Source organism: Pseudoalteromonas sp. G5_S1_14_S5, assembly GCF_054968605.1.
In genome coordinates this window covers 15,042-34,566 of the sequence record NZ_JBQKUM010000045.1, presented here as the reverse complement: position 1 = coordinate 34,566, position 19,525 = coordinate 15,042, and the positions used below count along the sequence as shown (strand labels likewise).

General features: G+C 43.7%; 19 protein-coding genes and 1 pseudogene. 6 read left to right on the top strand and 14 right to left on the bottom strand.

What is annotated here, in order from left to right; translation table 11 throughout:
• Positions 1-91: 91 nt before the first annotated feature.
• Positions 92-490: a DUF1090 domain-containing protein gene (locus tag ACTRWI_RS14295; RefSeq protein ID WP_499132293.1), complete on the top strand. Its 399-nt coding sequence runs from the start codon at positions 92-94 to the stop codon at positions 488-490.
• A gap of 112 nt (positions 491-602) precedes the next feature.
• On the opposite strand, the gene ACTRWI_RS14290 is transcribed toward ACTRWI_RS14295, so the two are convergent.
• The 3 genes and pseudogenes from ACTRWI_RS14290 to ACTRWI_RS14280 all read right to left on the bottom strand — a co-directional run bounded on the left by ACTRWI_RS14290 (position 603) and on the right by ACTRWI_RS14280 (position 3,890).
• Positions 603-1,715, bottom strand: coding sequence for an HDOD domain-containing protein (locus tag ACTRWI_RS14290; protein WP_499132292.1), 1,113 nt, complete (start codon positions 1,713-1,715; stop codon positions 603-605).
• A gap of 227 nt (positions 1,716-1,942) precedes the next feature.
• Positions 1,943-2,684, bottom strand: a pseudogene (locus tag ACTRWI_RS14285) (zinc-binding dehydrogenase); the annotation flags it as partial.
• Positions 2,685-2,942: 258 nt separating this feature from the next.
• Entirely contained in the window at positions 2,943-3,890 is a 948-nt protein-coding gene (locus ACTRWI_RS14280; RefSeq protein ID WP_499132290.1) for a LysR substrate-binding domain-containing protein, read from the bottom strand.
• Positions 3,891-4,010: 120 nt separating this feature from the next.
• Here ACTRWI_RS14280 and add point away from each other — a divergent pair, with 120 nt between their 5' ends.
• Entirely contained in the window at positions 4,011-5,009 is a 999-nt protein-coding gene (add, locus tag ACTRWI_RS14275; RefSeq protein ID WP_499132289.1) for an adenosine deaminase, read from the top strand.
• A gap of 328 nt (positions 5,010-5,337) precedes the next feature.
• Here the strand turns inward: add and ACTRWI_RS14270 are convergent, their stop codons facing one another.
• Both ACTRWI_RS14270 and ACTRWI_RS14265 read right to left on the bottom strand, forming a co-directional pair.
• Positions 5,338-5,877 (bottom strand): disulfide bond formation protein B, encoded by a 540-nt coding sequence (locus ACTRWI_RS14270; RefSeq protein WP_499132288.1) that lies wholly within the window; start codon positions 5,875-5,877, stop codon positions 5,338-5,340.
• Between the two features lie 9 nt (positions 5,878-5,886).
• The gene (locus ACTRWI_RS14265) at positions 5,887-6,039 is read right to left on the bottom strand and encodes a DUF5993 family protein (protein WP_499132306.1); all 153 of its coding nucleotides are present in this window, start codon (positions 6,037-6,039) and stop codon (positions 5,887-5,889) included.
• Between the two features lie 336 nt (positions 6,040-6,375).
• Here ACTRWI_RS14265 and ACTRWI_RS14260 point away from each other — a divergent pair, with 336 nt between their 5' ends.
• On the top strand, positions 6,376-7,257 hold the full coding sequence (locus ACTRWI_RS14260; protein WP_499132286.1) for a hypothetical protein: 882 nt from the start codon (positions 6,376-6,378) through the stop codon (positions 7,255-7,257).
• 150 nt (positions 7,258-7,407) lie between these two features.
• Positions 7,408-7,782: a hypothetical protein gene (locus ACTRWI_RS14255; protein ID WP_499132284.1), complete on the top strand. Its 375-nt coding sequence runs from the start codon at positions 7,408-7,410 to the stop codon at positions 7,780-7,782.
• A 96-nt stretch (positions 7,783-7,878) separates the two neighbouring features.
• On the opposite strand, the gene ACTRWI_RS14250 is transcribed toward ACTRWI_RS14255, so the two are convergent.
• Entirely contained in the window at positions 7,879-8,139 is a 261-nt protein-coding gene (locus ACTRWI_RS14250) for a DUF5062 family protein (protein ID WP_499132283.1), read from the bottom strand.
• 439 nt (positions 8,140-8,578) lie between these two features.
• Between ACTRWI_RS14250 and ACTRWI_RS14245 the strand changes: the two genes are divergently transcribed.
• Positions 8,579-8,794, top strand: coding sequence for a hypothetical protein (locus ACTRWI_RS14245; RefSeq protein WP_499132281.1), 216 nt, complete (start codon positions 8,579-8,581; stop codon positions 8,792-8,794).
• A gap of 147 nt (positions 8,795-8,941) precedes the next feature.
• Here ACTRWI_RS14245 and ACTRWI_RS14240 read toward each other — a convergent pair whose 3' ends face one another.
• A complete protein-coding gene (locus ACTRWI_RS14240; protein ID WP_050632689.1) occupies positions 8,942-9,373 on the bottom strand; it encodes a GNAT family N-acetyltransferase in 432 nt (143 codons plus the stop codon).
• A gap of 323 nt (positions 9,374-9,696) precedes the next feature.
• On the opposite strand from ACTRWI_RS14240, the gene ACTRWI_RS14235 reads away from it, so the two are divergent.
• A complete protein-coding gene (locus ACTRWI_RS14235; protein WP_499132279.1) occupies positions 9,697-10,809 on the top strand; it encodes a linear amide C-N hydrolase in 1,113 nt (370 codons plus the stop codon).
• Positions 10,810-11,149: 340 nt separating this feature from the next.
• On the opposite strand, the gene ACTRWI_RS14230 is transcribed toward ACTRWI_RS14235, so the two are convergent.
• The 7 genes from ACTRWI_RS14230 to betB form a co-directional block, all read right to left on the bottom strand.
• Entirely contained in the window at positions 11,150-11,806 is a 657-nt protein-coding gene (locus ACTRWI_RS14230; RefSeq protein WP_499132277.1) for a QnrS family quinolone resistance pentapeptide repeat protein, read from the bottom strand.
• A gap of 406 nt (positions 11,807-12,212) precedes the next feature.
• Positions 12,213-12,695: a MarR family winged helix-turn-helix transcriptional regulator gene (locus ACTRWI_RS14225; protein ID WP_499132276.1), complete on the bottom strand. Its 483-nt coding sequence runs from the start codon at positions 12,693-12,695 to the stop codon at positions 12,213-12,215.
• Between the two features lie 353 nt (positions 12,696-13,048).
• Positions 13,049-14,263 carry a choline ABC transporter ATP-binding protein gene (gene choV / locus ACTRWI_RS14220; RefSeq protein ID WP_499132274.1) on the bottom strand — a complete coding sequence of 405 codons (1,215 nt, stop codon included), beginning with the start codon at positions 14,261-14,263 and terminating at the stop codon, positions 13,049-13,051.
• 2 nt (positions 14,264-14,265) lie between these two features.
• On the bottom strand, positions 14,266-15,108 hold the full coding sequence (choW, locus tag ACTRWI_RS14215) for a choline ABC transporter permease subunit (RefSeq protein ID WP_063524984.1): 843 nt from the start codon (positions 15,106-15,108) through the stop codon (positions 14,266-14,268).
• Between the two features lie 80 nt (positions 15,109-15,188).
• Positions 15,189-16,160 carry a choline ABC transporter substrate-binding protein gene (locus ACTRWI_RS14210; protein ID WP_499132272.1) on the bottom strand — a complete coding sequence of 324 codons (972 nt, stop codon included), beginning with the start codon at positions 16,158-16,160 and terminating at the stop codon, positions 15,189-15,191.
• A 122-nt stretch (positions 16,161-16,282) separates the two neighbouring features.
• Positions 16,283-17,986, bottom strand: coding sequence for a choline dehydrogenase (gene betA, locus ACTRWI_RS14205; protein WP_499132270.1), 1,704 nt, complete (start codon positions 17,984-17,986; stop codon positions 16,283-16,285).
• 72 nt (positions 17,987-18,058) lie between these two features.
• The gene (gene betB / locus ACTRWI_RS14200) at positions 18,059-19,519 is read right to left on the bottom strand and encodes a betaine-aldehyde dehydrogenase (RefSeq protein ID WP_499132269.1); all 1,461 of its coding nucleotides are present in this window, start codon (positions 19,517-19,519) and stop codon (positions 18,059-18,061) included.
• Positions 19,520-19,525 lie beyond the last annotated feature (6 nt).

The following is a 19,525-nucleotide window of genomic DNA, read 5'->3' as shown; positions in this document are numbered from 1 at the left end:
CCATTAACACTCCTCTGTCATAAGCAATGCGTGCGGGTGTTAAGTTGTAATGAAACTAGGCTAAAACCATAGAACCAGTAGAAGGTAAATCATGAACCGACACCTAAAAGGCTCAATACTGCTCCTCAGTGCATTTTCTTTTAGCAGTATGGCAAGCACGACCTGCAACTCACTTACTGGCTGTGAGAAAAAGTTTTGTGAGATCGAGTATCAAATCGAACAAGCTAAGCAATACGACAATCAATACAAAGTCGACCGACTCACAACGGCATTAAAAGAGGCAAAAGAAAACTGCACCAACGAAGGTTTGAAAGACGACCTTCGTGAAAAAATCGAATCTAATGAGGAAGATTTGGCTGAATACCAAGCCGACTTAGAAAAAGCCAAACAAGGCAACAGGTCGGACAAAATTAAAAAATATCAGCGCAAGATAGAAAAAGAGCAGCGTAAAATTGATGACTTAAAGCAAGAACTATCTGAAATCCCTTAAACCAAATTCGCGCACATCGAAGCGGCTTCAATAAAAAAAATGGTCTTACTCATTCGTAAGACCATTCACAAAAGACCGCTGTAAATCTGCGACCACAGTCAACGCCAATGGCTTATCCAGCCAACGCAACCATAGACTCTTTATAGATGCGATTGGCCACCTTGTAGGCTGCGGATGACGTCAGTCTCTCCTTACATCGGCTCTTAAATTGCTCGATATCTATCGCCTGAGCATCCAATAAATACGTCAGCTCACTCAACGAGTTAGCCTCAAACACGGCTTGGCCGAGCGGTGTGCATGCGTAGCGGCTCGACTCTTGATAGCCAATAGCTGTCAGTACCGAATCCGGTAACCCCCAGAACTTAGCAATGGTATAGGTGAGACGAATAGAGTAACTGTTGATTAAACGCTTCAACGCCAATGAGTTAGGCGGCACAGAAGGGTCAACATGTTTGAAAGCCTCCACCATCATCTGGAAAATGATCATCTTACCGAGGTTACGGATCAGCCCAATAAAATAGGCGCTAGCCTGCTCTTCTTGAGATGGCGATTCTTTCATTAACTCCTTTGAAAAAGAAGCCGTTTGGATGCTGTGGTTCCAAATTTTCTCACCGAAATGGCGCCAATAAATATTGTTGCCCGGGGTAAAATTCTTCATGTACGAATTCACTACACCCTCTACCAAACCTTGTGAACCCATATTTAAGAATGCGGTTTTTAGATCGGTTACCTGTTTTTCACTGCGTTTGTAGTATGCGCTGTTCGCTAATTTAATCACATCCGCAGCCATGCTCGGCTCTCGCTCAATCACCATTAGCAGGGCATCAACATCAAACTCATCACTCTGTAGTTCACCCATTAATGTCGTGACAGAAGCCGGCATTACAGGCAGTTCATTGAGAAGCGCTTTAGGAGAACGAATCAAACGTTCAACTTGGCAGGCCACAAAGTCACTAAATGGATCAGATTCCGTTCGCAGACGTGACTCTCCAAACAGATAATCAAGAAATTCTCCATCGTGAAGGCTCATCGCTTTATCGACGATTAATGATGATGGTTCATTTGACGAAGACGGAACAAAGATCGAAGGCTTAACAGTCGTTTGTACTGGAGAGCAGCCCTGATCGGAGACGACTTTTTGAGAGGCACTTTGTGAGGAAGTTATTTGCTTACCTTGCTTGGAAGCGAAAGGGGAAAATAGTGCCTGTAATACCCTTTTAAACATCAATACGGCTCCTAGATGAATACAACATAAATCGGGATATATAACGCTGGTGATTATCGCACAGGCGACTCATAAACCATACAGTGATAAATGAACCATTAATTGTTTAGCTGTATATAATCTATTACTCATCAAGCTGTTAAAGCAAAATGATGTATCTCCTAAAACAAAAAAGCGAGCTAATAACACTTGCTATCTCATAAATTGGGACTATGAAGCTAATTAAACTAGCGCTCAGCGACTTCCAATACTATCTTACCAACGTGTTTTTTATTCAAAAATTCATCTTGTTCTGTATGGATATCGGCAAGCGGGAAAGGCTGCGCAACAATCGCCTTAGTCTGCTGTTTTTCAATGCGGTTAACTCAGTTTTGAAACACTTGCGGCTCTAACACCGTACAACCGAAAAAGCTCAAATCTTTTAGATAAAAAATACGTACATCAAGACCATCGCATCACCAATCGCACCAGACACGGCATAACGACCATGCGCCTTTAAGACTTCAAGGAATTCAGGCCACTTATCACCGGCTACTAAATCGATCACAACGTTAACGGTGCTTTCACCCAAGGCTTCGACCAAATCAGCACTCGGGTAACGACCTCATCAGCACCGAGCGCTAGCAACTGTTGATTTTTACTTTGGCTAGTAATCGCAATCACATGTGCACCACAAGCTTTTGCCAATTGAATCGCCGCAGAACCCACACCGCCTGATGCACCATAGATCAACACGCGAACGCCTTCAGTCACATTAGATCGAGCCAGCATGTTTTCTGCTGTCGAGTAAGAACATGGGAAAGATGCCAGCTCTACATCTGATATAGAACTGTTCACTGCATATGCATGTTTCGCGGCAACTTTGGTGTACTCTGCAAAACCACCATCACACTCAGAACCAAAATACCATGGTTGTGGCAGATCTCACCCATACACTTCCGTTAAACAAGGCTCGATAAGAAAACGCTCACTCTACCCATGTCAATATTCAGATTCATGGGCAGTGCCTTGCGGTATTATCAGCTTGTCGAAAAGCGACACCGTGCATGATCGCTCACTCACAGGCATCCTCAATTATTTGTTGTGGAATCAATGACGCAGCCATTAGATTCATTTTGCTCTCTCACTATTATCGGGAATTACGCCCCCAATTAAGACGATACCCAGTCTGAAAAGACGAACGAAAAACGAAAAATATTTTACGAATTACAATGCGTTTAAACACCATCACTCTTGAGTGTCTTGCGTCTTGTTAACAATCAGCTCTCGCAGCCAGCGATGGCTAGGCTCAGAATCAAAATAACGGTGCCACAACAAGAATAACCCACCTGGTACCAAATCGATGGGAACGGGCTTCATCACTAATTCACCGCTATCGATATAATCGCGCACCGAGTTGTATGGATAGCACATCAACAGGTCGCTCTGCTTACAGAGTTTAATGGCACTAGTGATATCAGATACATTCGCGGCCTTGTTGATCTCTAACTGCTTTGCGTTAAGTACTTCCATCAATAACCAGTCGCCCGCTCCGCCCGTCACCAATTGTATGTGACGATACTTAAGAAAGGTGTCGAGGTTCCACTCCTCTTGTAAAGCAGGGTGATCGTTACGCATCAAACAAACGGAATAATCCAAGCACAACTCAACGAAATCTAATTCATCCGGAATACATTGCACATGGGTTGAAGCACGTTCATCTAATTCAAAAATACCGATACCAAAATCGACTTCGCGCTTGAGTAAACGCTTGAAACTATCACTACTCCACGTTGAGCTGTTGATGGTGATATGGGGTGCATCTGCAAGCGCTGTCGGCATAAATTGCGGATAAACCGCTGTGTAGGCGGTTTCAACAAGGTCTATAGTGAAAGTACGCTCGCTCTCCTTAGGGTCAAACACCTCAGGGACAGTTAGCTTTTCAATTTGTAGCAAGATTTGGTGGATCTTAGGCGCTAACAAGAGTGCTTTTGGGGTTGGGAATAATCCTTTAGACTCACGCTCAAATAGCGGGTCGTCAAACAAAGCTCGCAGCTTGGTGAGTTGTTTGCTTACCGCAGATTGGCTCAAAAACAGCCGCTCTGCCGTTTTGCTCACACTGCGTTCTTCAATCAGAACGTGTAAGCACAACAGCAAATTCATATCGCATTTAAGTAAGCTTTTAACATCGACCATGATATTCCCCAAATTCAGGTTAATGATGATTATTTGTCACTTTAAATCATATCATGCTCTTGGTAAATTGAGCGCATGTGAGTTAACACACTCAAAGAATAATAGAATTAAGGAATACTCATGGATTTTCTAGCACTACCAAAGATTGACTTACACTGCCACCTAGACGGAAGTGTTCGCCCAGATACGATTATTGATCTAGCAAAACAGTACAATATCGAACTACCTGAAGACCGCGATGCGGTTGTTCAATCTCTAACTGTGCCAGAAGATTGCAAAAACCTAGATGAGTACCTAGCTTGTTTCAGCCTGCCACTAAAAGTGATGCAAACTGAAGAAGCGATTGAGCGTATCTCTTTTGAGCTTTACGAAGACGCAGCACTAGAAAACGTTAAGTACCTAGAAGTTCGTTTCGCACCAATCCTACACGTGAATAAAGGCCTGTCTCTTGACGCGATCATTGCAAGTGCAGTGAAAGGCATGAAACGTGCTGAAGAGAAATACGACATCAAGGGCAACTACATTATGTCTGTACTGCGTATGTTCCCTAAAGATTCAATCAAAGACGTGATCGATGCAGGTAAGCCATACCTTGATAAAGGCGTTGTAGCATTTGATATTGCTGGCGGTGAAAAGCCAGGTTTCTGTGCTGAGTTCCCTGAATACACGCAATACGCTATCGAGCAAGGCTACCGAGTGACGGTTCACGCAGGTGAGCAATGGCACGGTCAAAACGTTTACGACGCAGTCACTATGCTAGACGCTGAGCGTATTGGCCACGGTGTTCACATCCAAGGTAACGAAGATGCGTACAACATTGTGAAAGAGAAGCAGGTTGCGCTTGAAACTTGCCCAACAAGTAACGTTCAAACTAAATGTATTCACAAATTCAGCGATCACCCAATTTCTGAATTCAAGAAAGATGGCATCGTTGTAACAATCAACACAGATAACCGCACTGTATCTAACACAACAATGACTAACGAAGTGAAACGCGTGTGTGAAACTTTCGACCTAACGAAAGAAGATTACGCAGAAATCTACAAGTACTCAGTAGAAAGCGCATTTGCTTCAGACGAAGTAAAGCAGCACCTAATGGGTTTTGTTAAGCAAATCTAACGGTCAAAAGAGCCTTTTTCTGAAGAACTAGGCTCACTTAACGCTAGTGCTTAAAGGCACAAAATAGGAAGAGAAAGGCTGACGCCTTTCTTTTTTTTGTCTATTTATCAGTATTCTGATACCAATATTGATTCGCAAGATATAAACCATGAACACAAAAACAGAGCTCGAAAAAATGCTCACTGGCGAAGTGTTTAACGGCGCCTTACCAAGGTAATCCACAATATGCTCAAAGTGACCACGCCCCGATTAATGGAGTCATACATTAACAACAAAGCCACAGCTGGCGCTGTGGCTCTCTTTTTCACTAAATAAACTGACAGGACAGCTAGCTCAGTAGCCAATAACTCACTGGATTGTCTGGGCACTGATAAGGTCCACATTCAACAAAGGTAGCGATAGCATTGAGTGCAACCACGACGATGGCTAATAAGCACGCCACACGCCCCAAATTATTCATCTTATAAGCTTCTTGCGATGGCTCTTTATTGGTCAATATTAGAATGACGGCAACCGCTAATATGGTCGCAGCAAATAACACGAAAGCCCAAGTGTAATAGTGCATTCCAAAGATAGGACTACCATAGCCTGGTGTGCCTGGAATCACATGCAGCGAGACCTGACGAAGTGAGGTAGCGACACCATACAAGGCACCGATCAAAACAATGCCATAATGACGAGGTTGAGGTCCATAAACTACATTCAACATAAAGCCAAACGCGACCATCACGAAACCGATGCGCTGCAATAAACACAGCGGGCAAGGCAGCTCATGAAGAACAAACTGAAGGATAAAGCCTATCAACAGAACGGCTGTCATACCGAGTAGGCCAAGCGTATTTAGGATCGTTAACTGATCTCGATTCATGTTAGCTCCTTACAATAAGATGGGTAATGAATCAGTCGCATGGTGATTAAACCAATACAACCCTAGGATCACGGAGCCCGCAAAAAAGCCATAAGCTGCGGTCTTCTTGTCGAAAAAAGCGCATAACATCGCCACGAGTAATAGTAGAAACAGTAAAGACATCATAAGAGGTATTCCCTCGCTATTTAGTAAGTCCAGTCATATTGAACGTCAAAATGAATATCCACACCTACGCCACAAACAGCATTCAAAATTGGCAAATTTATGGATTAAGGATTAAAAATCATCAATTTAATACTTGTTAGTAAGCGTTAACCTGTCAAGTTTCCACCGCTAACAAAACGCTTCCGCCAATAGAAGAAGCAAGTAACGCGCCGAATCAGTAAAAGAATACGCACCTCAACACCAGGCATACCACGAAACGGAGCACAGATATTAAGATTAGATACACTTACCAAATAGGTATAACACATAAAGAGTGAATGGTTAGGAAACTTAATGAAAACAACACGGTTTTTCTCTGTCCTATTTCTTACCAGCCTTACCGTTCCCAATATTATTTCGCCTAACTACGCAATCGTTCTGCCCAGTCAACATAAGCAAGAGAGTGATTTACAAGGCAATGAAATATCTACCCACGATGTGATTGATTGGGAGCTCAACCATAGTGGTTTGATATTTGGATCTAATGCTAACCAAAACCTTAAAACCAATATTTCGGCCGTTGGCTACATGTACAACCAAAAGTTAGAGTTAAACTCAGGTTTACTCGAAGACGAGATTAGAGAAATAGCTGAACGATACGACATCGATTACGAAGATTTCTTTTTACACTTTTCAGAAGACACAATCCTTGCAGAGACAAACCCAACTCATGGCGAGAATACCCTATTAAACCGTAAACCCATGCTTATCAGTTATACCGCAGACGCAATGCACGCAGGTTTTGCCCTTTACCAACTACCACCTTGGGATACCGATGTCTTTGAACATTTCCAACAAGGTGGTGCACTCTACCTTTATCACTCTGAACAATTCGATAGTGTAGATTTTGAGTTTTCACGCTTTGCACAAGGTGGGAATTTTGAGATTGAATATCCTTTTGAGGTAAACGCCAACAATCAAGTCACTACATGGTCTCACCTTGTTGTCAGTGAAGATAACACCGAGAACATGACTCAGAACCAAGCACTTACCTGGCAAGTGCCTTCTGATTGGATAAGAGCAAGCACTCATGACGGTAGTGGCAAGAGCTATGACGGGCTATCGAAGTTTTGGGAACAACAAAGAAAATTGGCAACAAGACCAATACTCGACGCTCGCTATCTATTACCTCAACCACCATCCCATGCACAGCTACTTCAAACAGTGGAAAAGTAGTTACGTGTATGGGAGCGACAACACCACAACAGATAATTTCTGGAAAGCTCGCGTACCAAAAATATAGCTTACAGGCACATAGCACTGCTCAAAGTTGACTTGGGTGTGCCTTCAGAAGCCATACCAAAGGGCTTCCAAACACTTACACTAATGATCTCAACCCGTACTCCACAACCTGAGAATTACTTGATTGTTGGTAAGGCGTCACAACCCCGCATCGATCACCCAGATCTACCGAATGGCAAGGTTTCACTATTACCTACTCATGCCTATTTCCTTTATCAATCAGATAAACAGGTTGTCGAAGGCGGCCCAGAAGACATGGTGATTGCCAGAGAATTTGATCATGGACGCGTTCCCTATCGCACCGATTTTTATGGGAAAAATGCTGACTTTTATGCCGCAGAGAAAATTTCTATTCGATTTGACCCACCAATGAAGCCCGTAAGTGCTGATGGTAGAGTGGGAGAATATATAGATGAAGTACAGATAGATGGTTACCAAGGTTTGATACTACTTTATTGAAGTATCTCGAACTTGAACTTGAACTGGTCACCATAATACAAAGAAACCTAACAAATGGTCGCTAGGTCTCAAAGATAAAAACGAATTACTCTTTGCTTACTTCAGAGGGTCGTTATCAGGCAATGCGTTGTGTATCCATAAAGCCAGGCGCTTCTTGATATTTGCACCGTCCAACTTACTGTCTGGTAACGGAATAATTTGATTAACTTCAACAAGAAATAGATAAACTGCCTTAACCTTGATTGGTTGAGATGAGTTCGGCAAATCGAAACCTTGCAACTTTGCCATTTTAAAACCGACTTCTAGAGCCTTCTTAACCAGCTTATCTTCATTCATGATCTTCGCGGTTTTCGACATATCATCTCCATCATCTTCGTAGAATGAACTTTGAGTATATCAAACCCAATCTACGACAAGCTTACCGTGCTCTCAATTCGAACATTCTCTTTAATAAATTACACAAAACGATTCACAGATCCAAACCACTTCCCACTTAATTTACATTTACATTTACAATATGCATGCAGATGCAAAAACAATATATTAAAAACATACTTAATAAGTGAGGTATTCGGTCAAGAAACCAAAATTTGCCGAATTTTAACTTACCAAGCTAAAGGATACAGAATACTATTATTTTCACTTGCATACTTTTAGCCTTATAAAAAAACAATAAATCACTGTGATTTAAATCGTTTACTTAGATCATATTTACGATCACCCGGATGAAAAGCTATTTACAAAACACTCATTAAGCTAATAAAATAGACCCAATAATCTTGTTCTGGTGTTAATAATGCGTTACCTATGGGCTTCATTCTGTCATAAAAATCCAATCCCCGGACGAATCGTTCATATCCTTGTAATCTTGATAGCATTAGCTTCTATCGTGGTTCCATTAATGACAAAAGATGCCACAACGATACTAATTTCACTTAGTGTTGCTTTGGTGTGTTTTGTGCTGTTTGTGTTCTTTGCCCTCGCCGACAAAATGCGTTCGGGTATGCACTAATCAAATTCGAGATAGCAAAGCATTTATCTTTTTCAAAGCATTCTCAAATGTTGGCTATCAAATACGGAAAAGCCCAAAGTTATTAGCTTTGGGCTTTTCTTCTAGCGACTGTGGTTGGTTACAACCGGGTGATACGACAACCGAGTCTTACAGCGTCATATGCAGAATTGGAAATGGTTTCCCCATGTCATCAAGTGGTGAGCGTGATTCAATTTTGAACCCCATGTGCTGATAGAAGCCTACCGCTTGTGGGTTTTGCTCATTCACGTCAACTTTGGTCGCTGCCAACTGCTCAATCGCATGTTGCAACAACACCGTACCCACTCCTTGTCCTCGAACTTCGTTCAAAACGAAAAGCATCTCGACTTTTGCATCATGGACGCCCACGAAGCCAACAATCGAACCACTTTCATTTTTAACGCATTTCAAAGAAACCGCAGGGAACGCATGTTCCATGATGATAGGTTTAAAAAACTCAATATCTTCTTCTGTAATAAAGTCATGAGTTGCTCGGACTGAATTCTCCCAAACCTTAAGCATTTCTGCATAATCTTCAGGAAGCACATTTTCTATAGTCATAATTTTCTCTAGATTGAACTGAGTATAAACATGTGCAGCCGCGAAACCGTATATTAAACCTAAACTACTAAGTGATTCAATGCCGCTTATGAAGAGCTTTAACTTGTTGATGGCCAATTGAACAAATATAAACAAAGTTGCATAATAGCAACGAAATCACAAGAACACTTCAATTTCTCATTATTATATGTTTCTGAGAAATAAAAGTTGAATTAGCCACAACTCTGAAGAGTGCAAAATTCTATCGACCAATGACATATATAGCGAGCGCATAACACCTAGCATTCGACACATACGAACTTATCTTTTAGGTTACTTAAATCATGAAAAAACAATTATTAACACTCACCCTAGTTGCCACAACGATTGAAGCCATTTCTGGTACAGCACAAGCTTGTACACGAGCTTTATACCACTCGGATACTTTAGATACGACGATGGTCACACGTTCAATGGACTGGGAAGGTTACGATCAAGGGGTTGTGCGCGGTGTACCGAGAGGAACTGTCCTTGATACACGTGCACCCACGGTATACGGTGTCGGCCTCAGCAAATCAGGGGGAGCCCATCAAATTTACAAGTCAAAACATGCCATGATTGAGATTGCAAGCTTCGACGCAGAGTTTGTCACAGAAGCAATCAACGAACATGGTGTTCTTGGTCAAATTCATTATCTCAATACAGACTGGCAAGATGAAAAAGCGCGAGTAAAAGGTAATCAAGACATCGATGGTCAGCGATTCGTGCAATACGTTATTGCGAATGCAAAAAGCCTTGATGAAGTTGAGTCTATTATCAATAACACCAACATCCGTGACCAAAAACTTGGTGGCGTACCTGGTCTGTATGATGCGAATACAACTGTAAACCACTTCTTGGCTCACTTCATTTTTGCTGATAACTCTGGTGAGACCATCCTTGTTGAAATGGTAAATGGTGAAAAGAAACTCTACCGAGGAACAGGTTCTTTAGATGTCATTTCAAACAATCCAACGTTTGATACTATGACAGAAATGGACAGAGAATTATTAAGTGAAAAGCGCTTCCCAACAGCTTCAATCAACTCTATAGATCGTCGTTATCGTGCTCAATACGCTCTTAAGGAAGTAAAAGCGTATGAAGAGCGTTTTGGTATCCGCGACAACAAACAATTAAGTAATATTATTGAAGGTGTTGCTCATGAGATGCGTAGCGGATATACAAAATGGGACGTCGCCTATGACGCGAACTTTCCAACTTTATGGGTTTCGCAAGTAGACTTAAAGAATAAAACACTCAAGCTAGACCGATGGGACACAGATCAAGTTGAGACATACGATTTCTCGATGTTTGATGTCAATGGTAAACAAGTGGTTGAATTGGGGCGTAACACGAACAAACGAGAATCTCAGCCTTGTACAAACATTAATAAAAACCAACCATTCTGTGCCATATAACTTTGACTACGCCACACTTAGCAAGGCTTCAAGCTGCAGAAGAACGCGGGTGCCCATCAAAGATTAGGGCGTGATTTAGCTTAGAGGTTAGTTCGAACTGGGCCAAAGTCGGTGAATAGATTGTGAGTACGTAAAGCACTCAACCGATAAGAGCAAGGCACTTTCCTGCTAGGAAAGTGCCTTATTTTAATCTTGCTTTGACTATTTAAATCAACACCTTACCTAAAACTCTTACAAGATAAGTTTCATAGATAAAGCAGGTATAAACCATGTGCAGCCAGAGTGGTTAGAAGCAAAACAACCGTCTTTTCTCGGTTAATCAAAGATTTCGCTAACCCTATTAATCAGGCATCACCACAATACCCATAGTTTCAAGCAGTTGCTCTTGTTGCCAAGCGACAATTTTAATGCCCGATGTGTCAACCTTTCGAGGATCTAACCCCTCTAATTCAGCGTGACACAAGTTTGCTCCCTGCATACTGAACTGTCCCCATACATCTTCAGAGAATACGCCTCGGCTCAGATCCGACTCCTTTAATGACGCTCCTGCAAGGTAAGTCCCTATCCAACGGTTCTCAAACAGCTCACATTTTTCTAAACAAGCCTGTTCAAAGTTAGCATAAGACAAGTTACAGCCTGTGATATACGCTGAGCAAAAGTACATACGATTACTCACCTGGTTGGCAAAGTTCGTTCTCGTAAAGTTAGCCCCTTTCAAGTCACATTCACGTAACTCAATCCCATAGCAATTGGCGTTACTAAAATTCGCCATGGCGAGCTGGCAGCTCTGAAAACTTGCATCACGCAGGTCTGCGATACCAAAGTGGCATCCTTCGATATCGCCTTGCTCAATGAACTTACAATTAATAAAGGTCGTGTCACGTAGGTTACAACGCCTAAAGTCACAACGAATAAAGGTACATGCTGTGAAAGTCATATCGGACAGATCTTGTTGAGCGAAATTGTGGTGATGATAAGTACTGTTATTAGTGTCCATTTAGCCCCCTAAAGAAAGTAAGCTAAGACTACCACTGAGATCTTCAGAAAACACCAAATTAAAAACCAACAAAAACAGCAACTTAAAGCACCCATTTTTAGCCAATTTAAGGCACCAAATAGGCGATTTAAGAGGGCTTTTTCCAGTTAATAGAACGCGCTTATTTTGAAAAAAGTTTTGTGGCTTACAGAAGGTTGTATGACGTAGCTGATCATCAGATAAAGATACGTGTCGAAAAATCAGTAAGCTTTAAATAGCCAGGTAACCTAACTCATGTGGAGGGAAATACAAGACTCAATTTTTCTGAGAAGTTAAAAACAAAATAGGTAAAGCTCACCATCGTGGAAGCTAACCGATTCATAAGTACCGAGGGTTGAATTTAACTCGTGTTCCCAGGTTGTGTTATCTAGCTTTTCGCGATATTAGCAATACCTTCAAGCTGAAGAACTGGAGCGGCATCAATGTCTTCCGCGTTCATCATAGATGACACGCGTTGCATCGAAGAAAGCAGCAGACTTTGCTCCCACGGCTCAAGGTTTTGAAATTTGTTAACGAAGCTATCTTGCAGTGGTGGTGGCGCATTGTTTAGCAGCTCTTGACCTTTTTCGGTCAAGTTTGCATGCACTTTACGGCGGTCAGAAACACTACGGATACGTTGTACATAGCCATTCACCTCTAGACGATCAATGATCGTAGTGGTGGTCGCTTGGCTTACATTGGTGTGATTAGACAATTCTTTGATCGTCACGTTACCCATTTCTTGGATTGCTCTCATTAAGATTAATTGAGGGCCAGTCAAACCATACTCTTTACTCAGCTTCTTCGAATGTAAATCGATAGCGCGAATAATTTGGCGAATAGCGACCAGGATTTCGTCATGTTTGTCCAAGATGCAGACCTTTGTACTAATATACGGTGAATGTTTTCACAGTGTTCAAGCGATTCGAAACTCCAAGTAATAGAGCCAAAGCTGCTCGGGAATTACACTGTAAATTGATAAATTACTTCATTAATTTTTCCGCATTGTACTGATGTTCATACTATTCTCAATCTTTTCTATGCCTCTGAGTTTGAGCGTGACAACACTTTTGTACTTTGAGTACTGATATTCCGGTTTGAAGCGGCGAACCATCAAAGAAAAGTTGCGAACAAAAGAAAAATAAAAAGAGAGTAGAGTCAGATAGGTAGCGAGGTTTCACTACCTATTTATCATTAAAAAGCGAGTGTGCTTAACTCAAACGACTAAGCAGCATTATTGAGTTGGAAATTCCCCGTCAATGCGTTGTAGAACTCACTGTTATCCAAGATTCCGACCAGTTGATTGTCTTCAACCAGCAAGATCGGATGGTTGCTGATCTGCTTGAGCTTGATTGCATCACGCATACCGATTTCAGGGCTTACGACAACCACACTCGACCCGCTGATCTCGGTTAAATCATCAGACTCATTCCACTCGACAAGTGCCAAATCCGATTCACCTTTTACAGATAGCTCCCCTTCGCTCTGCTCAACCCATAGGTCTTTTGAATCGCAGATCTGCCAGCTTTCATCTTCTTGTTTTAAAGAATCCAGAGGTTGCATCAGTGAACGACCTTTTAGTACATTCAATGGGTTAGTATGAGCAACGAAGTCCTTCACGTATTCCGTTTTCGGTGTGAGTACGATCTCTTCAGGTTTGCCATGTTGAATCAGCTTGCCTGACTCCATTATCGCAATGTTGTTACCAATCTTCAGCGCTTCGTCTAAGTCGTGGCTTACGAACAAAATCGTTTTATTGAGCTTGTTCTGCAGTGTGATCAGCTCATCTTGAAGTTGTGCACGAATCAATGGGTCAAGCGCTGAAAACGGTTCATCCATCAATAGAATGTCTGTGTCCATGGCGAAAGCTCTAGCTAAACCAACACGTTGCTGCATACCGCCAGAAAGCTCATGAGGGAATTTGGTTTCCCATTCTGCGAGACCCACCATTTCAAGCTGCTTACGCGCCTTAGCTCGGCGAACATTCTTAGCAACGCCTTGCATTTCAAGGCCAAACGCCACGTTATCTAACACGGTTAACCAAGGCATCAAGGCGAACTTTTGGAACACCATAGAAACACGGTGAGTTCGAAGGTGGCGCAGTGTCGCCTCATCGCACTGTTCACCCAAATCAACCTGCTTATCGCCATCTTTGATTGCCAACGAGCCGCGGCTGATCTCATTCAAACCGTTTACCGCACGAAGCAATGAAGATTTCCCTGACCCAGACAAGCCCATCAGCACGCAGATTTCGCCCTCTTTAACCGTTAGCGACACATTATCTACGCCGACGACTTGGCCTGTCTCATCAATGATCTCCTGACGAGTTTTGCCTTGATCGAGTAACTCAAGAGCTTGCTTCGATTTATCACCAAAAACGACATCGAGGTTTTTAATCGTAATTGCGTCCACTGTCTTTTGTTGCTGAGGAATAGACACGATTAAGCCTCCTTCTGATTAGGCGTTTTGCACAAGCGATCAAGAATGATAGCGACAAGTACAATCGCCAGTCCCGCTTCAAAACCTTGTGAGATATTCACTGTATTCAAGGCACGAACCACTGGCTTACCAAGCCCGTCAGCACCAACAAGCGCCGCGATCACGACCATAGAAAGCGACAACATGATGCACTGAGTGATACCTGCCATAATGCTTGGCAATGCTGCCGGCAATTCCACTTTCACGAGCAATTTCATACGGCTAGCACCAAACGCTTTACCGGCTTCAATCAGCTCTTCTGGCACCTTAGTCACGCCCAAGTAGGTCAAACGTATAGGCGCCGCGATAGCAAAAATAATGGTTGAGATTAACCCCGGCACAATACCTAAGCCGAATAACACCAAGGTTGGGATAAGGTAAACAAACGTTGGGACCGTCTGCATTAAGTCGAGAATGGGGCGCAGTAAGGTGTATAACCAAGGACGGTGCGCCGCCATGATGCCAACCGGTACGCCAATTAATACGGAAATCGTTGTCGCCGCAAAGACGAGAACAAAAGTTTCCAGCATTTCTTGCCAATAGCCAAGGTTGAGAATGGTCAGAAGCGCCGCGACAACGAAGATCACCAACGACAATTTACGGTGTAAATACCAAGCGATCGCAGCAGTAATCACGATAGGGAGCGCAGGCGGCATCCATTTAAATACATCGACTAAAAACAGAATAACGGTTTCTAAAAAGATAGAAATAGCATCAAAAAAGCCCGCTGCGTTGATAGTTAACCAGTCGACACCAGCTTCCATCCATTGTCCGACAGGGATTTTGTTTTCCGTAATAAAATTCACAATATTGCCTTTCATTATTGGCGGGCCGGAGCCCACCTTTATGCTTGATATAGCTTTAGTAAATAGGTCGATAGGTAGAACTATGCTTTTACCTGTATTAGGTATTCAGTAAGCGCTTGAGTTGCTGATTCACCTTTATGTGTCTTAACGTTGTCTAACCAAGCTTCCACTTGTTGTGGATTGCTGTTCAACCATTGCTGAGCCGCTTTCTCAGGTTTCACGTTTTGGTTCAAAATCGCTTCCATCAATTGGTTTTCCATCTCTAGAGTGAACTCTAGGTTTTGCAGAAGCTGACCGACGTTTGAACATTCAGATAGGTAGTTTGAACGAACATTGGTGTAAACATTCGCGCCACCGTAATTCGGGCCGAAGAAGTCATCACCGCCAGAAAGGTATTCCATCTCAACGTTACTGTTCATCGGGTGCGGTGCCCAACCAAGGTAAACGACCCATTGGCTGCGACGCGCTGAACGTGATACTTGCGACACCATGCCCGCTTCGCTTGATTCAACTAGGCTGAAATCTTTTAAGCCAAAAGCGTCAGAATCGATCATCGATTGGATTAGGCGGTTACCATCGTTACCTGGCTCAATGCCGTAGATACGCTCTTTGAATTTATCGGCGTGCTTAGCTAAATCTGCGAAGCTTTTAACCCCCGCGTCATACACGTATTTAGGTACCGCTAACGTGTATTTAGCACCTTCTAGATTGGCACGAACCGTTTCGACAGTGCCCGCTTCACGGTATTTAGCAATGTCCCCTTCCATAGTCGGCATCCAGTTCCCTAGGAACACATCGATGTCGCCGTTAGCCATTGAAGAATAAGTCACAGGTACTGAAAGCAGGTCGGTTTTAGTGGTGTAGCCTAAGCCTTTTAAAAGCTCAGTGGTGACAGCGGTGGTAGCGGTAATGTCAGTCCAACCAACATCGGCAAAACGTACGTTTTCACATTGTTGTGGTTCAACGGCAGCGTTGGCTGCAAATGCAAATGAACTAATCGCTAGTGTGGCTAACGTTTTTGTGGTCACGTTGTGCATGTTTAGAGTCGTCATAATGGCTCCTTTTAATCTTTCCTTTTTCTGCCTCTTCTCAAACGGTAGAGGCAGTTTTTCTGACTTTTAACTAATGATTTTTATTGCTAATTTCTTTTCGTGTTTCACCCAGTCATTGCGCGTTACGCTTCCCTAACTGGTTTTTTGATTCTTTGTTTCTCTTGCCATTCAGGTGCAATCCAAACTGGCACGTTTTGTTCGTTGAGCATTGGCTTCCCCAGAATCAGATCAGATGCGCGTTCGGCAACCATGATAGTTGGCGCATTCAAATTTCCGTTTGGAATGGTTGGGAAAACAGACGAGTCAACGACACGCAGGCTGTCGATGCCACGAACACGACACTCTTCATCAAGCACTGCCATTGGGTCATCGTCAGCACCCATTTTGCAGCAACAAGATGGGTGATAAGCACTTTCAACATTCTGTTTAACCCATTCGTCAATCGCTTTATCAGAAGTCACATCCGATCCTGGCTGAATCTCTTCGCCACGGTAAAAGTCCATTGCCGGTTGCAACAAAATTTCGCGCGTTAGACGAATACAGTCACGCCAATCTTGGCGGTCTTGCTCGGTCGAAATGTAGTTGAATTGAATCTGAGGTTTGGCATGCGGATCTGCTGATGTGATAGCAACCGTGCCGCGGCTTTCTGGTTTATTAGGACCAACGTGTACTTGGAAGCCATGACCATCAAAGGCGGCTTGGCCGTCATAACGCATGGCTGCCGGTAGGAAGTGGTATTGGATATTTGGCCACTTCAATCCTTTACGAGATCGAATGAAGGCGCACGATTCAAAGTGATTAGTCGCCCCCAAACCTTTGCGAGTAAGAATCCACTCAGCACCGATCATCCCTTTGCTCACTAAGCCAAGCTTGCTGTTAAGCGTGATAGGTTCGTTGCAGTGGTATTGAAAGTACACTTCTAAGTGGTCTTGAAGGTTTTCCCCCACACCATTCAATTCGTGCTTAACTTCTACGCCAGCCTTTTCAAGTACCGCTTTCGGGCCGATACCAGACAGTTGCAGTAGTTGAACAGAGCCAATGGAGCCCGCAGAAGAGATCACTTCTTTGTTCGCCATAGCAGTTTGGATACTGCCTGACTTTTCAAATTCCACACCGACGGCTTTCTTGCTTTGGTCCGATTGAAACTCGATCAGAAACTTGCGCGCTACAATACCTTTTTTCAACGTAAGATTTGGGCGCTTCAATGCTCGACGCAGATAAGCGTTAGAGGTTGAGGCTCTAACCCCCTTGTCTACCGTCATATGCATGGTGCCGAAGCCTTCTTGCTGATAGCCGTTGTAGTCTTGTGTTTCTGGGTAACCGGCGTCTTTACCCGCGTCGATGAAGGCTTGGTAAAGTGGGTTAAGCGCCATATCGTTACCGTTACATGTGCCGACAGGACCATTGTCACCACGGTATTGGTCGCCACCTTTGTTCCATGATTCAGCACGGCGGAAATAAGGTAAACACGCTTGGTAATTCCAACCCGCTGCGCCCTCTTCTTCCCATTGGTCGAAGTCACACGCGTGGCCACGTACGTAAACCATGCCATTGATTGATGAGCTACCACCTAGCACCTTGCCACGGGGGCAGTGCAATTCACGCCCATCAAGGCCTAGTTCCTGCTCAGTTTCAAATTGCCAAGCGTACTTTTCAGTATTCATTGGGTAAGAAAGCGCAGTTGGCATCTGGATAAAAATGCTCTTATCCGTGCCACCAGCTTCGAGTAATAAAACGCTATGTTCACCGCTTTCCGTTAGCCTATCAGCTAACACACAGCCGGCCGAACCCGCGCCGACGATAATATAATCGTAGCGTTGTTCCATGTTATCTATTCCCTGAGATGAGTCAGTTGGGCTAGCTCTGACAGGCTAGCCCGTTAAATCGAGTGTTACGCGTTAGGCATAAGGGCTAGCGTAATCGCCAAGTTCGATAAGAATGCTCTTAGTCTGCGTATAGTGAAGTAGAGTCTCTGGTCCGTTTTCACGACCAATGCCCGAAAGTTTGTAGCCACCAACAGGCATTTCTGCCGGTGAATCGCCCCACGTATTTACCCAACAAATACCCGCCTGCATTTGGTGGATCACGCGGTGAGCACGAGAAAGGTTCTGTGTGAATACACCTGCAGCCAGACCATATTTGGTGTCGTTAGCACGGCGAATCACATCGTCTTCGTCGGTAAACTTCATTACCGACATCACAGGGCCAAAGATCTCTTGCTGGACGTGTGGCATAGAGTCATCACAATCGACAAACACCGTTGGAATAACAAAATTGCCGTTTTCGAGGCCGTTATCCGTTACTTGGTAGCCACCCGTCAACAAAGTTGCGCCAGACTGTTTAGCCAGCTCAATCGCACCAAGGACTTTTGAAAGGTGCTCTTTAGAGATCAACGCACCGATCTGAGTCTCCATCTCCATTGGATTACCAATGACCAGTTTCTCTGTGCGCGTTTTAAGTTGTTCGATGAATGCGTTATAAATGTTTTCGTGCACATAGACACGAGTACCATTGGTACATACTTCGCCTTGGGTGTAAAAGTTAGCGACCATCGAAGCCGAAACGGCATCGTCCAGTTTTGCATCATCAAACACGATCATTGGTGATTTTCCACCAAGCTCCATCGTCACTGATTTCAACGTTTTAGCGCTGTCAGCCATCACTGCTTTACCCGTACCGGTTTCACCCGTGAAAGACACTTTAGCGATGTCAGGATGAGCCGTAAGCATTTGGCCAATACGGTAGTCACCTTGAACCACGTTGAACACGCCATCAGGAACGCCAGCTTCGGTAAAAATTTCTGCAAGCTTTAGAGCTGTGAGAGGGGTTTCTTCAGACGGTTTGAAAATCATCGCATTGCCCGCAGCAAGCGCCGGAGCTGATTTCCACATCGCAATTTGGATTGGATAGTTCCACGCACCAATGCCCGCACAAATGCCTAACGGTTCACGACGTGTGTAGAAAAACTGAGATTCGCTAAGCGGTTGTTGGTCACCTTGCAGCGTCGGCGCCAGGCCAGCAAAGTATTCAATAACATCCGCGCCAGAGGCTACATCCACTTCAATCGCTTCTTGTAGTGGTTTACCGGTATCAACAACCTCAAGTTTTGCAAGGTCATTATTTCGAGCTCTAAGTATTTCTACCGCCTTTAAAAGAATACGACTGCGCTCAACTGCTGTCATTGCTGACCACACTGCGAAGCCACGTTTTGCTGATTCGATAGCGCTATCAACATCCGCTGCAGAGGCTTGGGCTAGCGTGGCAATAGGCTCGCCGTTTGCAGGGTTGATGCTATCAAAGGTTTCACCAGACGTAGCTTTCACTGCTGCGCCGTCAATGTATAACGAGTACATTTCCATTTGAGA